The sequence below is a fragment of the Actinomycetota bacterium genome, from assembly GCA_004297305.1.
Taxonomy (GTDB): Bacteria; Actinomycetota; Actinomycetes; order S36-B12; family FW305-bin1; genus FW305-bin1.
The window spans coordinates 269334-285948 of the sequence record SCTR01000010.1 but is presented as its reverse complement, the minus strand read 5'-3'; the positions used below and the strand labels follow the sequence as shown (position 1 = coordinate 285948).

Annotated in this window: 19 protein-coding genes; 10 read left to right on the top strand and 9 right to left on the bottom strand. The window is 69.5% G+C overall.

The window, feature by feature from the left end; genetic code table 11:
- On the top strand, nt 1–972 hold the full coding sequence (locus EPO13_11130; protein ID TAK68642.1) for a TIGR03621 family F420-dependent LLM class oxidoreductase: 972 nt from the start codon (nt 1–3) through the stop codon (nt 970–972).
- A 52-nt stretch (nt 973–1024) separates the two neighbouring features.
- Nucleotides 1025–1930, top strand: a complete 906-nt coding sequence (locus EPO13_11125) for an SDR family NAD(P)-dependent oxidoreductase (protein ID TAK68641.1) — start codon at nt 1025–1027, stop codon at nt 1928–1930.
- Between the two features lie 35 nt (nt 1931–1965).
- Here the strand turns inward: EPO13_11125 and EPO13_11120 are convergent, their stop codons facing one another.
- Together EPO13_11120 and EPO13_11115 are read right to left on the bottom strand one after the other, a co-directional pair.
- Nucleotides 1966–2322 carry an exodeoxyribonuclease VII small subunit gene (locus tag EPO13_11120; GenBank protein TAK68640.1) on the bottom strand — a complete coding sequence of 119 codons (357 nt, stop codon included), beginning with the start codon at nt 2320–2322 and terminating at the stop codon, nt 1966–1968.
- Nucleotides 2323–2540: 218 nt separating this feature from the next.
- The gene (locus EPO13_11115; GenBank protein TAK68639.1) at nt 2541–3752 is read right to left on the bottom strand and encodes an exodeoxyribonuclease VII large subunit; all 1212 of its coding nucleotides are present in this window, start codon (nt 3750–3752) and stop codon (nt 2541–2543) included.
- Between EPO13_11115 and EPO13_11110 the strand changes: the two genes are divergently transcribed.
- Entirely contained in the window at nt 3577–4758 is a 1182-nt protein-coding gene (locus EPO13_11110) for a 4-hydroxy-3-methylbut-2-enyl diphosphate reductase (protein ID TAK68638.1), read from the top strand. The genes EPO13_11115 and EPO13_11110 overlap by 176 nt on opposite strands.
- A 182-nt stretch (nt 4759–4940) precedes the next feature.
- Here EPO13_11110 and EPO13_11105 read toward each other — a convergent pair whose 3' ends face one another.
- Nucleotides 4941–5951 (bottom strand): hypothetical protein, encoded by a 1011-nt coding sequence (locus EPO13_11105; protein TAK68637.1) that lies wholly within the window; start codon nt 5949–5951, stop codon nt 4941–4943.
- A 63-nt stretch (nt 5952–6014) separates the two neighbouring features.
- A complete protein-coding gene (locus EPO13_11100; protein ID TAK68636.1) occupies nt 6015–7274 on the bottom strand; it encodes a DNA recombination protein RmuC in 1260 nt (419 codons plus the stop codon).
- Nucleotides 7275–7348: 74 nt separating this feature from the next.
- Here EPO13_11100 and ychF point away from each other — a divergent pair, with 74 nt between their 5' ends.
- The 5 genes from ychF to EPO13_11075 all read left to right on the top strand — a co-directional run bounded on the left by ychF (nt 7349) and on the right by EPO13_11075 (nt 11062).
- Nucleotides 7349–8422 (top strand): redox-regulated ATPase YchF, encoded by a 1074-nt coding sequence (ychF, locus tag EPO13_11095; GenBank protein TAK68635.1) that lies wholly within the window; start codon nt 7349–7351, stop codon nt 8420–8422.
- A 118-nt stretch (nt 8423–8540) separates the two neighbouring features.
- Nucleotides 8541–9107: an XRE family transcriptional regulator gene (locus EPO13_11090; GenBank protein ID TAK68634.1), complete on the top strand. Its 567-nt coding sequence runs from the start codon at nt 8541–8543 to the stop codon at nt 9105–9107.
- The gene (locus EPO13_11085) at nt 9043–9822 is read left to right on the top strand and encodes a hypothetical protein (GenBank protein TAK68633.1); all 780 of its coding nucleotides are present in this window, start codon (nt 9043–9045) and stop codon (nt 9820–9822) included. The genes EPO13_11090 and EPO13_11085 overlap by 65 nt, the downstream gene beginning before the upstream one ends.
- Nucleotides 9823–9917: 95 nt before the next feature.
- Nucleotides 9918–10514: a dihydrofolate reductase gene (locus EPO13_11080; GenBank protein TAK68632.1), complete on the top strand. Its 597-nt coding sequence runs from the start codon at nt 9918–9920 to the stop codon at nt 10512–10514.
- 221 nt (nt 10515–10735) lie between these two features.
- Nucleotides 10736–11062, top strand: a complete 327-nt coding sequence (locus EPO13_11075) for a hypothetical protein (protein TAK68631.1) — start codon at nt 10736–10738, stop codon at nt 11060–11062.
- Nucleotides 11063–11247: 185 nt separating this feature from the next.
- Here the strand turns inward: EPO13_11075 and EPO13_11070 are convergent, their stop codons facing one another.
- Complete coding sequence (locus EPO13_11070) at nt 11248–11640, bottom strand: hypothetical protein (protein ID TAK68630.1); 393 nt, start codon at nt 11638–11640, stop codon at nt 11248–11250.
- A gap of 87 nt (nt 11641–11727) precedes the next feature.
- Nucleotides 11728–12015, bottom strand: a complete 288-nt coding sequence (locus EPO13_11065; GenBank protein ID TAK68629.1) for a hypothetical protein — start codon at nt 12013–12015, stop codon at nt 11728–11730.
- A 78-nt stretch (nt 12016–12093) separates the two neighbouring features.
- On the opposite strand from EPO13_11065, the gene EPO13_11060 reads away from it, so the two are divergent.
- Nucleotides 12094–13251 (top strand): alcohol dehydrogenase, encoded by a 1158-nt coding sequence (locus EPO13_11060; GenBank protein ID TAK68628.1) that lies wholly within the window; start codon nt 12094–12096, stop codon nt 13249–13251.
- Here EPO13_11060 and EPO13_11055 read toward each other — a convergent pair.
- Both EPO13_11055 and EPO13_11050 read right to left on the bottom strand, forming a co-directional pair.
- Entirely contained in the window at nt 13235–13831 is a 597-nt protein-coding gene (locus EPO13_11055; GenBank protein TAK68627.1) for a TetR/AcrR family transcriptional regulator, read from the bottom strand. The two genes, EPO13_11060 and EPO13_11055, sit on opposite strands and share 17 nt — an antisense overlap.
- Nucleotides 13831–15360, bottom strand: a complete 1530-nt coding sequence (locus EPO13_11050) for an MFS transporter (GenBank protein TAK68626.1) — start codon at nt 15358–15360, stop codon at nt 13831–13833. The genes EPO13_11055 and EPO13_11050 overlap by 1 nt, the downstream gene beginning before the upstream one ends.
- A gap of 155 nt (nt 15361–15515) precedes the next feature.
- On the opposite strand from EPO13_11050, the gene EPO13_11045 reads away from it, so the two are divergent.
- Nucleotides 15516–15773 (top strand): Rho termination factor, encoded by a 258-nt coding sequence (locus EPO13_11045; GenBank protein TAK68625.1) that lies wholly within the window; start codon nt 15516–15518, stop codon nt 15771–15773.
- 106 nt (nt 15774–15879) lie between these two features.
- Here the strand turns inward: EPO13_11045 and EPO13_11040 are convergent, their stop codons facing one another.
- The gene (locus EPO13_11040) at nt 15880–16599 is read right to left on the bottom strand and encodes an HAD family hydrolase (GenBank protein TAK68624.1); all 720 of its coding nucleotides are present in this window, start codon (nt 16597–16599) and stop codon (nt 15880–15882) included.
- Nucleotides 16600–16615 lie beyond the last annotated feature (16 nt).

Here is a 16615-nt window from a genome sequence, read left to right as displayed (position 1 = left end):
ATGAGTGCCCAGGAAACGTTGCGTCCGTTCCGTTTCGGAATGCAGACCGCGCACGTGTCGCCGTCGCGTGTGCGCCGCCGGCAGGACTGGGTCGACATGGTCCGGGAAGTCGACGACCTCGGCTTCGACGTCATGTTCGTCTCCGACCACGTCGACGACCGGATCGGCCCGCTCGCCGCGATGGCATCAGCTGCCCAGATCAGTGATCGACTCCGCCTCAGCTACCTGGTGCTGGACAACGACTTCCGGCATCCGGTCGCGTTGGCCCAGGAGACCGCCTCGATCGACATCCTCTCCGACGGCCGGTTCGAGTTGGGCATCGGTGCCGGCTGGATGGAGAAGGACTACACGGCGCTCGGTATGCCGTTCGATCGTGGCGGGGTCCGGGTCGGTCGGCTGGAGGAATCGCTGACCGTCCTCAAGCAGGCCTGGGCGGGCGACCCGTTCACCCATGACGGCCAGTACTACCCGTCGGTGAACGTGCAGTCGCCCCTGCTGAAGCCGGTCCAGCAGCCGCACCCGCCGATCATGGTCGGCGGCGGCGGACCGCGAATGCTGACGATCGCGGCGCAACACGCCAATATCGTCAACGTCATCCCGCAGACCGAACCCCGGCAGATCCCCGGCCAGCCCAATCACAAGTTCGACGACTGCACGCCCGAGGCGTTCGAACGAAAGATCGCCAAGGTCCGGGAGGTGGCCGGCGACCGCATGCCCGAACTCACCCTGGCGGTCAACATCTTCAGCATGGTCCTGGACGACGGGAAGGTCCAGGTGGACGAGGCTCCCACCCGGCACCAGCTCATCGTGCAGGCGATGCAGGGCACGCCGTGGGCGTATCGCGGTTCGGTCGCATCCGTCGCCGACCAGATGCGGATGTACCGGGAACGCTACGGCATCTCGTACTTCATCGGTCTGAACTACAGCAAGGACGCCATGGTCCACGTCGTGGCCGAACTGGCGGGAAGCTGACCGTCGTTCGCGCGAACTCGGTGCGGTCGAACTCATTGCGGTGAGGAGCGGAATGGACGAGGCAAGGTACGACGGCCAGGTGGCCATCGTGACCGGTTCGGCCCGGGGGCTCGGCCGGGCACACGCCGGGCTGCTGGCAGCTCGGGGTGCCGCCGTCGTGATCAACGACCTGGGGATCGATCTTGCCGGTGGCGGCCGCAGCCTGCAGCCCGCCGAGCAGGCGGTGGCCGAGATCGTTGCGGCCGGCGGCAGGGCTGTGGCCAATGGGGACGACATCGCCACGTCGGCCGGCGCGGCTGCGGCGGTCGAACAGGCGCTGGACGAGTTCGGCCGGCTCGACATCGTGGTCAACAACGCCGGGATCGCCAACGAGTCGCCGCTGGCGGAGTTGTCGTACGCCGAGTTCGAGAACATGGTCCGGGTCCACGCCGGCGGGCATTTCAACGTGACGGCTGCCGCGTGGCCGCATTTCGTGGCGCAGGGTTACGGGCGGGTCGTGATGACGACATCGTCGGCGATCTTCGGTACGCCGCAACCGGCGTACACCGCGGCGAAGGCGGGGGTGTACGGGCTGACCCGGTCCTTCGCCCTGCTCGGCGCGTCGGTCGGTGTCCGGGTGAACGCGGTGAATCCGGCCGCCTTCACCCGGCTCGCCGATGTCACCTTCCCCGTGGGCCACCCGCGCCGCGAGGCCCAGCAGCAGTATTCCGCGGACCTCGTCGCGCCACTGGTCGGCTGGCTGTCGCACCGTTCGTGCACGGTCAACGGGGAGGTGTTCGAATGCCGCGCCGGCTCGGTGGCCCGGGTGTTCCTCGGTCTCGGGGCCGGGATGCACGACCCGGAGTTGTCGGTCGAGTCGGTGGCCGAGAACATCGACCGGATCATGGCGGTCGACGAGTTCACCATCCCCGCGGACAACACTGCGGCCAAGTTGTGGCTGGCTGAGCAGGTTTCCTAGCGGCGACACAGCGGGCGCTGCGGGCACCGATCCTGTCAGGACGACCGCTTGCTCGTGGCGGTGTTGTCGCCGGCTGTCGTGTCGCCCACCGTCTGGCCGCGGGTGGTGTCGCTGCCAGTCGTGTCGCTGGTGGTGGCGTGCCGGCGGGCGGCAGCGTCCAGGCGGGCCGCAGCGCCGTCGAGCCAGCGCCGGCATACGGCGGCCAGTGCCTCGCCGCGTTCCCAGAGCGCGAGCGATTCCTCCAGCGTCGCGCCACCGGCCTCCAGCGCCCGCACGATGGTCGTCAACTCGTCGCGGGCTTGCTCATAGCCCAGACCGGCGAACTCGTCGGCGGTGTCCTCGCTCGCTCCGGATGCCGACTCGGCTGCCGTCGCATCGTCGCCCCTGGTCACGGCGGCCACTGTAGGCGGCTCGCCGCCGTTGGGCTGCCGCGCTGGCTCGGCGGCTTTGCGTGCGGCGCCTTGCCTGCGTGCGGCGCCTTGCCGCGTCCGGCTGCTCGACTACGGCGCCTTGCGTCCGGCGCCTTGCGTCCGGCGCCTTGTGTCCGGCGCCTTGTGTCCGGCCGCTGTGGCTCGCGACCGCCAGCCGGCCGTATCGGAATGCGTGGCGGTCAGCGCGCGTCCGGACGGGCCGTCAGTTCGCCGTCGGCCAGCCTGATCCGCAGTAACTCGTCGGCTTCGACGCTGGCCGCGGAGCGGACGACGGTCCCGTCCGCCCGTCGTACAACGGCGTACCCACGTTCCAGCGTCGCCGCCGGCGACAGCGCGCGCACCCGTGCGGTGACGTGGGTCAGGTCGTCTTCGGCGCGATGGAGCCGGTGTCGCAGCGTGGTCACGGCCCGGGCCGTCAGTTGGTCGAGGAGGTGGCGGTGGCCCTGCAGGATGGTGCCGGGCTCGGCGAGGACGGCGCGCTCGACCGTCGACTGCAACCAGCGTTGTTCCGCGTCGAGCCGGCCGCGGGTCCGTGCCGAGGCCCGGCGCGCGAGGTCGTCGATGCGCCGCCGCTCCTCGGCGACGTCGGGGACAACTCGGCGGCCGGCGTCGGTCGGGGTGGAAGCGCGCAGATCGGCCACCAGATCGAGTAGCGGCGAGTCCTGTTCGTGGCCGATGGCGCTCACGACCGGTGTCTGGCACGCCGCGACGGCCCTGACGAGGGTTTCGTTGCTGAACGGCAGGAGATCCTCGACGCTGCCTCCGCCGCGCGCGACGACGATCACCTCGACGGCGGCCAGCGTGTCGAGTTCCCGCAGTGCGGCGACGATCGCCGGGACGGATTGCGGACCCTGTACGACGACTTCCCGCACCTCGAATCGCGCCGCGGGCCAGCGTTGGCGCGCATTGGCGACGACGTCGCGGAGCGCGGCACTGTTGCGGCCGGAGACCAGACCGATCGACCGCGGCAGAAAGGGGATGGGGCGCTTGCGGTCGCTGCTGAACAGGCCCTCGGCAGCCAGTACGGCCTTGAGTTGCTCGATCTGCGCCAGCAGAGCTCCCAGCCCGACGGGCCGAATCTCGGTGGCCCGCAACTGCAATTGGCCACGACCGGTCCAAAACTCGGGCTTGGCCTGGACCACGACGCGCTGACCTTCGGCCAGCGGGGGCGTGACGGAACCGGCCACGAGCAGCCCGGCGACGACCTGCAGGCTCATGTCCGCGTCCGTGTCGCGCAGCGTCAACCAGACCGTACGTGCCCCGGGACGCCGGGTCAGTTGCGCCACCTGGCCCTCGATCCAGACCGCGCCGAGGCGGTCGACCCAGTCCGAGACGAGCCGCGCGATGGTGCGAACCGGAGCCGGCTGCTCGGGTGAGGTTGCCAGTGCCACGGCCGCGAGGCTAGCCGCCGCCACCTACCATGGGCCGGTGAGCGCCACGCGGAAGGTCCTGCTGGCTGCGCCCCGCGGTTACTGCGCCGGTGTGGACCGAGCGGTCGTGACGGTGGAGAAGGCGCTGGAGGTGTACGGCCCGCCTGTCTACGTGCGCAAGCAGATCGTGCACAACCGGCATGTGGTGGCCACCCTGGAGGCGGCTGGCGCGATCTTCGTCGACGAGACCGAGGAAGTGCCCGAGGGCGCGACCGTGGTGTTCTCCGCCCACGGGGTCGCTCCGGTGGTCCACGAGGAAGCCAAGGCTCGCCGGCTGCGCACCATCGACGCGACGTGCCCCCTGGTGACGAAGGTGCACGCGGAGGCCAGGCGGTTCGCGGAGGAGGGCTACCGCATCCTGCTGATCGGTCACGACGGGCATGAGGAAGTGATCGGGACAGCTGGCGAGGCGCCCGACCACATCACCCTCGTCGACGGGCCCGACCAGGCGGCCACGGTCGAGATCGGCCAGGACGCGCCGGTGGCGTGGTTGTCGCAGACCACGCTGTCGGTCGACGAGACGCTGCAGACGGTGGCCCGGCTCCGCGAACGGCTGCCGCTGCTGGTCGACCCGCCGAGCGATGACATCTGCTACGCCACACAGAACCGGCAGAGCGCGGTCAAACAGATTGCGCCCGACTGCGACGTGCTCATCGTGGTCGGTTCGGGGAACTCGTCGAACTCCGTCCGGCTGGTCGAGGTCGCGCTGGAGGCGGGGGCCGGATCGTCGTACCGGATCGATCACGCCGGTGAGTTGCACGACGAATGGTTCGCGACGGCGACAATTGTCGGCCTCACCAGCGGCGCCTCGGTGCCCGAGACGCTGGTCGCCGGCGTCCTGGAGTGGTTGGCGCAGCGGGGCTTCGAGGACGTCGAAGAAGTCGCCGCTGCGGAGGAACATCTGGCGTTCGCGCTTCCGCCGGAACTGCGCCGCGACCTACGCAAGGCCGAGGCCGCCTCGTCGTAGCCCCTGCATCTCGTAGCCCCTGCATCTCGGGGCCCCTGCATCTCGGGGCCCCTGCGTGCCGGGCGGCTCGCGGGCCGATGTGTCTCGTGGCCGGCTGGGTGTCGGGAGCTGTTGTGTTTCGGCGCCGCTGCGTGCAGGGCGGCTCGCGTGTTCGGGCGCGGTTCGACGCGGGGCGGGGCGATTCAGGCGGGCGGCGGTCCTGCGGCACCGGTCGTCGGTGACGTGCCCACCGCGGCTTGCCGCGGTGCGGCAACGGCGCGGCGCCGGACCAACACGATCACCAGGGCCGCCAGGGTCGCGGCGAGGATCCAGGGGGCGTTGAACGACAACGTCGACACGATCATGATCGCTTCGCGGGTCAGCAGGGTGCCTTCGCCCAAGGTGAGCTGTCCGGCGATGAGCACCGTGACCAGGTAGGCCAGCGGCGGGGTGAACACGGCGGTCCACAGGTCGTTGAGGCGTACGGCGAACGCGGCGTACACGCTGGACAGCACAAGCCCGACGCCGGTGACCCAGCCGAGCCGGCCGGTGCCGATGATCGCGTCCGCCAGACCGAGCAGCAGCGTGACGCCGGTGACGACGACGGCGACGCCGCGAGCGTTCAGGCCCGCGCCCGCCGGGCGAACGGCGGCGGGACCCGCTGACTGCGGCCGGGACTGCACGGCGGCCGGTGGCGGCGAGGCCGCGGTTGCCGCGGCGGCTCGGGCCGCCAGCATCTCCGGCGTCAACGCCGGAATCGTGCCGGTCGTCGCCGGACCGGCGGCGCCGGCGGACCGATACAACCGGCCGACGTCGACCGCAGGCGCTGCGCGGACCGGGACGGGCTCGGCCTCCTCGTGGCGTACCGAACCTGCGGGCTGTGCCGAACCCGGTGCCCCCGCCGAACCATCGGGGTGGGCCGTGCGGGCTGTATGGGCGGGGCCAGTAGCGGTCTCCGTTGCCGGATCGCCAGGGACAGCTGAGCCCGCGATGGTCGACGCCGCGGCGGCTGACGATCCGGCGATGGCGGGCGAGGACTGCACTGGCGCGGCCGCGGTGGGCACGGGTCGGCCGTTGGCCGCGCGGGCGGTCTCCCAGGCGGGGTCGAGCACCGGCGGAGTGTCGACAGGATCCTCGAACAGGGTTCTGTCGTGAGACGGGACGCCAGGGTCGCCCGCCGGCTCGGCCGCCGCCGCGTGGTCAGGGATGCTCATCGCCCCATACCGTACGGCAGGACATCCCGCACGCCCCGCCGTCCGCCGACAACACGCGACCACTCAGGCAGCCGGGCCGGCTCGCTGTCGCTGCGCCGCGGGCTGGCCACCACCGAGCAAGCCGCCGGCGAGCCAGTCGTCGTCCTCGTCCTCGTCGTATCCCATGGCCAGGAACTCGGGCGCGGTCACCGGCCGGGGCGCGACGTCGACCGGCGCGGGGGAGTCCAGTGGCGCGTCGACGACCTTGAGGGTGGCCAGTCGACGGGCCGTCACCAGCACCCGGCCTTCGAGGGAACCGAGCGCGGCGTTGTAGTCCTGGACGACGCGACCCACCGAGCGGCCCAGCTTGTCGACGTGACCGGCCAGCGTGGCGAGGCGGTCGTAGATCTGGCGGCTGAGCTCGAGCACCTCCGTGGCGTGCCGCGAGACGGCGTCCTGCCGCCAGCTGAGGGCGACCGTGCGCAGCATCGTGATGAGGATGGTGGGCGTGGCCAGCACGATGCGGCGGCTGGCGGCGTACTCCAGCAGCCCGGGGTCGTGTTCGAGTGCTGGCGCGAGGAACGCTTCACCGGGCACGAACAACACGACGAATTCCGCGGCGCCCGGCAGCTGGGCCCCATAGTCCTGGCCCGCCAAGTCGTCGACGTGGTTGCGCAGATGCCGGGCGTGCGCCTGCATCCGTTCGCGGTGGACGTCAGGGTCCGACGTCGCCGCCGCTTCGAGGAAGGCCGACAGCGAGACCTTGGCGTCGACCACGACATGGCGATCGCCGGACAGGTGGACGACCAGGTCCGGCCGACGGCTGCCGTCGGCGGTCCGCAGCGTCGACTGCTCATCGAAGTCGCAGTGCTCCACCATCCCGGCGACCTCGACCACTCGGCGCAGCTGCATCTCGCCCCATTGACCACGGCTCTGTGGCGCGCGGAGGGCAGTGACCAGGGCGCGGGTCTGGCTCTCCAGCGATTCCGACGCGCGGCGCGCGGCACCGAGCTGCTCAATGAGGCTCGCCTGGCTCGAGATCCGCGTGTGCTCCATCGATCCCAGGGTCTGCTCGACCTTCGCCAAGGCCTCCTGGAGGGGTGCCACGAGCTGCCCGACTGCGTGCTCCCGTTGCGCCAGTTCCGCAGCGGCGTGGTCCTGCGTGGCCCGCATCCGGGTCTCGGCGAGCGCGAGGAACTGGTCGTTGTTGGCCCGAAGGGACTCCGCGGCCAGCCGAGCGAACTCGGCTCGGCTGCTCCGGGCGGCGCCGCGACCGACGTACAGCCCGGCGGCGTACGCCAACACACCGACGACGATGACCGCGATCACGGCGAACGGATCCATGGCCCGATGGTGTCGGAGGGGTCTGACAGGTCGCCGGCAGGCGGTGGCGCCACTCGCGCCTAGACTCCCGGCCCGTGGCGCTCACCATCGGCATCGTCGGCCTGCCGAACGTCGGCAAGTCGACGCTGTTCAATGCCCTGACCAAGAACGACGTGCTGGCCGCGAACTACCCGTTCGCCACCATCGAACCGAACACCGGGGTGGTCGGCGTACCGGATGCCCGGCTGGCGCGGCTCGCGGCGCTGTTCGGCTCTGCGCGCGTGGTCCCGGCGACGGTGACGTTCGTGGACATCGCCGGGATCGTCCGTGGGGCCAGCGAGGGACAGGGGCTGGGTAACAAGTTCCTGTCACACATCCGCGAGTCCGACGCGATCTGCCAGGTCATCCGGGCCTTCACCGATCCCGATGTCGTCCACGTCGACGGCAAGGTATCCCCGCCCGACGACATCGAGACGATCAACACCGAGCTGATCCTGGCCGACCTGCAGACCCTGGAGAAGGCGATCCCGCGGCTGCAGAAGGAGGCGCGGCTGGTCAAGGAGAAGGCCGTCGTGCTCGCTGCGGCCGAACGGGCACGAGAGGTCCTCGACGCCGGCCGGACCGTGTTCGGCGCCGGCCTGGATCCGGAGCCGCTGCGAGAGCTGTTCCTGCTGACGGCCAAGCCTTTCCTGTATGCGTTCAACCTCGATGACGACGAACTCGGCGACGACGAGCTGCGGAGCCGGCTGGCGGCGCTCGTGGCTCCGGCGGAAGCGGTGTTCCTCGACGCGAAACTGGAATCCGAGCTGGTCGAGTTGCCTGACGAGGAGGCGCTGGAACTGCTGGAATCCGTCGGACAACACGAGAGCGGGATCGCCGCACTCGCCCGGGTCGGATTCCACACGCTGGGACTGCAGACGTATTTGACCGCTGGCCCCAAGGAATCCCGGGCGTGGACCATCCCCACGGGAGCGACTGCACCGCAGGCCGCCGGGGTGATCCATACAGACTTCCAACGGGGATTCATCAAGGCCGAGGTCGTGTCGTACGACGATCTCATCGAGGCCGGGTCGATGGCCGAGGCGAAGGCGCGCGGCAAGGTCCGGGTCGAGGGCAAGGACTACGTCATGGCCGACGGCGACGTCGTGGAGTTCCGCTTCAACGTCTAGCGTTCGGGATTCGCCGGTAGGCGTTGAGAGTCGCGGGCCCTCAGGTTCGAGTCGGTCCGCAGACAGTCCGCAAGCCGGTCGACCATCGGGCTTCGTCCTGCGTGGACGAGATCGTCGAGTGGGTGCGGCCGGCTGCGCTCTGGGCTGGTCCGCCCGCCCGATTGGATTGCTCAAAGTGTTTCTCATTATTGACTTAGCACGCCATATGACTAAAATGAGCAACATGCCGGCCTCTAGCCCTTACACAAGCTCTGAACAACAGGCGGACCTCGAACGCCTCGGCGCTCGACTGCGCGAACGCCGAAAGGCCCTCGGCGTCACGGCAACCGCCTGCGCCGAAGCTGCTGGCGTTTCGCGTGTCACCCTGCACAGGATCGAGGCAGGCAACCCCTCGGTCACGATCGGCGCCTACATCAACGTTGCAGCCGCACTCGGACTCCACCTCGTCGTCCCGATCCTCGACGCTCCAGCAGCAGAACCGGCGACGATCACGGTCGGCGACTACCCCGGTCTGCGCACGCTGGCGTGGCAGACCGACGCCGGCACCACCATCACCGAGACAGAGGCACTCAACCTCTACGAACGCGGCTGGCGACACCTCAACCAGCAAGCCCTCACCGATGACGAGAAGGCGTTCATCCAGCACCTCGCGGACACCTACAGCAACGGGAGGCTCCTTGTTTAGGCGGTTGCACCACCAGCAGGTGGCCGAGCTGCTGTCGATGCTCGACGGACGGCTCCTGACCGAGCACAACTGCTGGTTCGGCGGCGGCACCGCGATCGTCCTCGCCAACGGTGAGTTCCGCGAATCGGTCGACATCGACTTCCTGGTCTCCGACCAGCAGTCTTACCGCGCGCTGCGCCAGATCGTCAGGGACCACGGGCTCGACGCTCTCGCCACACGCAAACTGAACCTGGGCCGAACACCTTCTGTCGACGGCTACGGGATCCGGACGTCGGTGTTCGTCGCAGGAGTTGCGATCAAGTTCGAGATCATCCACGAAGGCCGCATCGACCTCGACACTCCCTCCCTGGACGATGAGATCTGCGGGGTGCGGATCCTGACCCGAACCGACCAGGTCGCAACCAAACTGCTCGCCAACGACGACCGTTGGGCAGACACGTCGACGTTCGGCCGCGACCTGATCGACCTGGCCATGATGAAACCCGACATCACCGCCTTGAGAACTGGCGCGCGTAAGGCGGACGCTGCGTACGGCAGGACGGTCGGCGACAGCCTCACCAGGGCGGTCACCTACCTCCAAGACCGCCCGCAACGGCTCGACGAATACATCCGAGCACTCAAGATCGACGCGCCTCGAGCAGTTGTCTGGCAGCGCATCCGCGATCTTTCCGCACGGTACGCGACGATCGAAGGTCTAGGTCAGGGCTCGGACTAGCCTGACCGTCGCTCAACACCGTCGTCGTGGGAACGTGGTGACCGGTCTCGTTCTGTGCGATCCCGTACATCCCACCCCCGAGCGAGGGAGCGTTCATGAAGCTCACGATCAGCCTGCAGATCACTCTGGACGGTGTGGCGCAGGCGAACGGCGGAAACAACGAGGCGATGGACCCGGGTTTCACCCGCGGCGGTTGGGGCCGCTCGCTCAACGACGACGGCGCGGTGCAGTACATCCTCGACACGTGGCGGCGGCCCGACGCATTCCTGCTCGGGCGGAAAACGTACGGCTTGTTCGAGACGTACTGGGGAGCCCGCAGCGACGACGGCGGTTTCGGGGAGGCGATCAGCTCGAAGCCGAAGTACCTGGTCTCCGCCACGGTGAGGACGCCCACGTGGAATGACACTGCGGTCATCTCCGGCGACATCGAAGCGCGCGTCCGGGAGCTGAAGGCGCAATCCGGCGGTGAGCTGCTCGTGGTGGGCAGCGCTTCGCTCGCGCGGTGGCTGCTTCAACGCGAGCTGGTCGACGAGCTCAACCTCGTCCAGTTCCCGGTGATCGTCGGCGAAGGAGAACGGCTGTTCCCCAAGAGCGGCCTGGACTTCGCACTCGACCTGACCGACTCGCGCGTGTTCGGCACCGGGATCGTCGCGCTCACGTACGGCGTGGGCGGCCGTCCTCGGTACGCCTGACGAAGGCACTGTCGCCGTCGTCGCCCAGTTGTCACGTCGCCTGCTCATCCGGGACCGGTGGCGGAGGCGACCTTGGGCCATGGGCCTTCTGGCCCTACTCGGCTCTGGTTGGCCGATCCAGCCTGAGGTCAGTAAGGCTGCCCGTTGGTATCGCCCGGTGATCGGCCGCTGCAATGCGGCGACCGTCGCCATCGACGATCGGAAACCGGAGGGATGGCGAGATGAACACTGTGCTGAAGGTGCCGGCAACCCCTGACCGTGCTGTGGCGCTGCCGCGATGGCGCCGCACTCTCGGCATCACCGCAGCGGCCACCAGCGTTGCCGCGGTTGCGGGATCGGTGCAGCTCGTCACTGGCACCTTCACTCCTCCAGTCAGCGACCTCGAACCCTTGGGCCTCACCTCGTGGGTCGTGCCCGGAATGTGGCTCGCCGCCAGCGTCGCCCTGCCGTGTGCGATCACGGCGGTCATGGCGTGGCGGCGTTCCACCCGGCTGGGTTTGGCCGCCGTCGGCTCCGGTGTCCTGCTGCTGGTCGAGCTCGTCGTGTAGATCCCGTTCGTCGGCCCGGATGTACTCCAAGGAGTCATGGCAGTCCCGGCGATGACTCTGGTGATCCTCGGCGTCTCCTCGCATCGCTGCGCCCGCCGCACCTCGCGGCGCAGCGAGGTTTGAGGTCCAGCCGAGCTCGGTTCCGTCAGTGGAGCCGGCGGAAGCCTCGGCTGAGGGTTGCGCGGTCAGACCTGAACGTCGTACTCCGCGAGTTCGGGTCGCATCGCTTCGATGACGAAGTCGACGAACGCCGCCGGCGCATCCAGATAGAACTCGCGATCGGAGTAGACCCCGACCGTGGCCGGCAGACCACGCTCGCCGAGCCAACCGACGAGGTCGTCGAGATCCTGCCGGGGTTGCAAGCTGAGGAAGGACACCTGGGAGCGCCGCTTGTCGTCGTCACGGTTCGAGGTCGTGCTGTGGGTCAGCTGCAGGTCGATGTTCGTCCCCGGCTGACGCAACCAGATTGCTCGGTCGATCCTACGCAGTTCGACGAATCCCAACCGGGCGACCAGCATGTCGACGATCAACTCGAAATGGGCCGGATCTATGCGTACGGCCACGTGGTTGAACTGCATGAAACTCCGAAATGACGACCTCGTCGCGCCCGTTCGAACCGCAGCCGGACCGGGGCGAGCCAGCGATGATGGGAAGGGACGGCCGGGTTACGGCGTAACGCGGATGCCGCCGACGTCGCTGTTGAAATGGACCGGGGGCTGGTCGTTGACGTGGATCGGCAGGTCGTCGGGGTTCGTCGTGGCGTCGATCACCAGCGGGACGGCGTCCGGTTGCGGTTCTGCCGCCGGCAACGCGTCCTGGTCGGCAGCGCGTTCTCCGCTGGTCTCCATCCGGGCCTCCTTCGTCCGAAGCGACCACGACACCGGATCGGTCGGGTCGACACCTTCCACCTCGTCCGCGAACAGGTCGGTCACCGACCGGTGCTCGGGGCCCATGCCAACCACCTCCGTCGAGCTGACTGACGACCCGATTCGTACCATCGCCCGGCACGGCCGTCTACCCGGGATACGCCGTTGGCCGTCCAGTCCGAGGACTCCGGCTGCGCCGAGGCTGCCGGCGACCCGGTGGCGCTGTCACGAAAGGAGTACTCGGTGAGTTCTCGTGCCGCGGTCCTGGAGGGTCCTCGCCGGCTGCAGCTTCGCCGCATCGCGATACCGGACGAACTCCCCGCCGGCGCCGCCCTCGTCCGCATCGAAGGCGGGGGGATGTGCGGCACCGACGTGCACCAGTACCGAGGGCTGGCCGGCGCCGCCGGTCAGCCGCCGCCGTACCCGATGGTCCTCGGTCACGAACCGGTCGGCGTCATCGAACGGCTCAGCCCCGACGCGTCGCCCGGCTGGGGAGTTTCGGTCGGCGACCGGGTCGCGGTGGAGCCCACCGCATCCTGCGGGGTCTGCCCTCGCTGTGCGGCCGGCCAGCGCCACCAGTGCCCGGACCGGCAGGTGTATTCGTACCTGCCGATCGACCGCGCACCGTCGCTGTGGGGTGCGTACGCCGACTACCTGGTCGTGCTGCCCGGCACGGTGCTGCATCCGATGCCGGCGCACGTCGAGATCGCCGACGCGGTGTTCTTCAATCCGCTCGCCGCGGCGCTGTCGTGGACCATCGACGTCGGCGGGACGCAGCGCGGTGAGGACGTCCTGGTGATCGGTCCGGGCCAGCGTGGCCTGGCCAGCATCATCGCCCTCAAGGAAGCCGGTGCCGGCCGCATCATCGTCGCCGGCCGGGAACGCGACGGCCGGAAGTTCGACATCGCGCGATCCCTGGGCGCGACTGACGTGCTGGAGGACCTCGACGTCGCGGATGCCGTGCTGGACATCACCGGCGGCCGTGGCGTGCATCGTGCCTTCGACTTCACTCCGGCGCCGGACGCGTTGCGGCTGGCGGTGGCCGCGACTGGTCGCGGTGGGACGGTCATGTACGTCGCACGCCACGGCGAGGCCGGTCTGCCGGCAGACGACCTGCTCCGCAAGGAACTCACCGTCAAGACCGCCCTGGGCGCGGAGTCGGCCGCGTTCGCCCAGGCAGTCGCCGTACTCGCGTCCGGCCGGCACGACCTGTCGGCGCTGCACACCCATCGCATCGGCCTGGACGATGTGGACTTGGCCGTGCGGATCCTGGCCGGCGAGGTCGACGGGCAGGACGCCATCCACGTCACCGTGGTGCCGTGACGGGCTCCCCGGCGTCCTCGGTCGGCTCGGGGGCGACCCAGGGAGAGGCGACCGAGGACAGCACGATCTCGATCACCTCGGACAGCGCGGCATTGGGCATGTCCGCCAGCTCCGGAAACATCCCCGACGTCCGCCCCAAGGTGATGCCCGCGAAGGCGGCGACAGCGATTTCCGCTCGCAGCCGAGGCTGATCGAGCCCGTCCCGCTCGAATCGTTGCGCGAGCGGCTCCACCATCCGGGCGGTGAGGACCTCACGGGCGATCCTGGCGATCGTCTCGTCGCTCTGCGGATGCGTCGCGGCCCGCAGCAGCGGTCCAGGCCCCGCCGTGCCCACCCGGTCGAGCGTCGTGGCGATGCGGCCCGGGTACAGCAGGTCCGGCGGCGGCCCGCTGGCGAGGTCCAACTGCAGCGCCGCCAGATACAGCTTGGCCTTGCTCCCGAAGTAGCGGGTGATCAAGGTGGCGTCCACGCCCGCAGACGCCGCGATGTCTCGGGTGGTCGTCCTGTCGTAGCCGCGTTCGGCGAACATCGTCCTCGCGGCGGCCAGCAGGGTCTGACGGGCCTCGCCTCGGACGGCCATCAGGTCTCGTTCGTCCGCGGGGCGCCGATGGGATAAGCGTCGGCCATGCTCTCCTCCTCGAGGAGCGCTGCGTCGGCGCGGTCGACGTCGTGACCGCGGGCTCGTCGTTGCAGAACGGCGGCGACGATACCGGCCAGCACGAGCGAGATCATGGACGTCCAGACGATCACCACGTACCCGTCCAGCGTCGGCAGGTGGGCGCCCACCGGCGTGTGGTTCTCCAGCACGGTCGCCGTCAACGCGCTGCCGACCGCGCCACCGAGGAAACGCAGCACCTGGTTGAAGCTCATCGCGCTGCTGGTCTCGTCCGCCGGCACGGAACGCACGATGAGGCCGGGCATCGCCGTCGAGGTGCAGCCCATGGCGAGCCCACCGATACCCATGATGAGGAAGATCTGCCACAGGCTGCTGTGTGCCAGCAGGAACGTGGCGCCGGCGGCGGCGAACAGGAAACAGCCCAACGGCAGGATCAGGTCGGGACCGAACCGGCGCGCCAGCGGACCGGTCAACCGGTTGGCCGCCACGGTGAACACCGACAGCGGGACCAGCGTGAGGCCGGCGACGAAGACCGATTGACCGAACCCGTAGCCAGCATCGGTCGGCGTCTGCACGAAGCGGATCGACACGGTCATCGTGGTGTAGACACCGAACGTCCCGAAGAACCCGATCAGGTCCGCGGCGAGAACTCCGGGCAGGATCACCAGCCGCAGGTTCACCAGCGGGGCGGCCGAGTGGACCTCTCGGACGATCCACGCTGCAAGCAACACGAGCGCTGTCGCGGCGATCACCGCGACCGCCTGGCCGGTCCAGGTGCCGTACTGGCTCATCGCCAGCAGCAGCAGAGCCAGTCCGGGTGCCACGAGCAGGCAGCTGACGAGATCCAACCGACGCGGCGGCCGGTCGGGCGTCCGTGGGAACGTCGGAATTGCCGCGACCAGGGCGACGGCGGCGATCGCAGCGCCGAACCAGAACGCGGCCCGGAAGGACCAGACCTCGGCGACCAGGCTCGTCAGCGGGTAGCCCAGGCCGATCCCGGTGGCGGTCGACACCGACAGCATCGCGATGGCGCGCCGTCCCCGTTGGCCGGCGATCGCGTCGCGCGCAGCTGCCATCGCCAGCGGGGTCAGGGCCAGCCCGACGCCCATCAGGCCACGGCCGGCGATCAACGCCGCGAACGACAGCGGAAGCGCGGCGAGCACCGCGCCGACGACGACGAGGACGAGTGCGGTCAGCGCCGCTTCGCGTCGTCGCCGGCCGTCGCCGAGCCGACCGAGAATCGGGGTGGCGATGGCGCCGACCAACAGGGTCACCGTGAGGATCCACTGCGCGGTCGCCAGGGAGACGCCGGTTTCGGTCGCGATCGTCGGGATGAGCGGTGCCCCAAGGCTCGAGATGATCGAGACGACCAGGGTGACGAAGACGAGAGTCGGCAGCAGCGCCCGAGATTGTGATGGTGCTCGGGACGGTGTGAGCGTTCGGGACTCCGTCATCATCCTCCCGCCCACAGTCATGTCCTCACATGATGACATGCCGGGACGGTGGCCTCCTACTCAGGCCAGTTCGGATAGGACGAGCTGAGGACGGGTATGCCGCGCCCATCAGCCGACGCAGCGCCGCACCGGAGACGACGACGGGACCCAACTCGCCCGGGCACGTCGCCTATCGACCAGCGAGGAGGATCGGTATGCCGAACGCGAGCCTCAAGGACACCGAACAGTACGAGGCGTTGCGGAAGGAGGGCATGAGCAAACAGAAGGCCGCACGGATCTCGAACGCATCGGCGGCAAGTTCCCGATCTGCCGTGGCCAGGCGTGGCGGTCGAGCCGGCGCCTACGACGACATGACGAAGAAGGAGTTGTACGAGCGGGCGAAGCGGGTCGGGATCCCCGGTCGCGCCAGCATGTCGAAGGGCCAACTTATCGACGCGCTCCGCCACCACTAGCAGCGGCGCTGTTCACCACGGAACTGCCCGGCCCGGCGCCGCTCACCACGGTGGCGTTTCACCGGTGCTGCAAGTGGTTCTCCGATTGCTGGGTACTCGGGCCCGGCTACGGCGTACGACCGGCCGACACGGCGACGACCTGCTGCGCGGAACCGTCGCCGGCTGCGCTGGGCGCGCCCGGCGGGGCGTCCCACATCCACCGCAGCGCACCGATGTTCGGTGCCACGACGCTGGCGCCGGCCTCGACCAACTCGGCGGAGCCCCAGCCCCCGGTGAGCACCGTCGCCGTGCGCAGGCCGGCCCGGCGAGCGGCCTCCACGTCCCAGCCGGTGTCGCCAACCATGATCGCGTCACGGGTGCCGAGCCGCGTCAGTGCGATCTCCACCAACTCGGGATCGGGTTTGCTGTGGCTGGCGTCGTCCGCGGTGGTCCATCCCACGACCGCATGCTCGGCGCCGAGCAGTTGCACGTAGTGCTCGATGTCGACCCGGCGGCCTGAACTGGACAAGAACACCGGGACGCCGCGGTCAGCAGCCGCCGTCAGCAGCTGGCGGGCTCCGGGCAGCGGCCGGACCTGCGGCCGCAACGAGTCGAACTCCGTTTCCCACCGCTGGCGTATCGCCGGACCGGCAGCGTCCTCCGCCTGTTGGCCGGCGACCTGGGCGACGAGCTTGTCGCCGCCCAGGCCGATCGCGCGATGCACTGTGCTGTGGGCGATGTCGAGGTCGTGCGCCCGCAGCGCGCGCACCCAGGCGACGGTGTGCTGATACACCGAGTCCACCAGAGTTCCGTCGACATCGAGCACGAGCGCATGCGGCCAGGTCATCCCGACGTGCTACCCC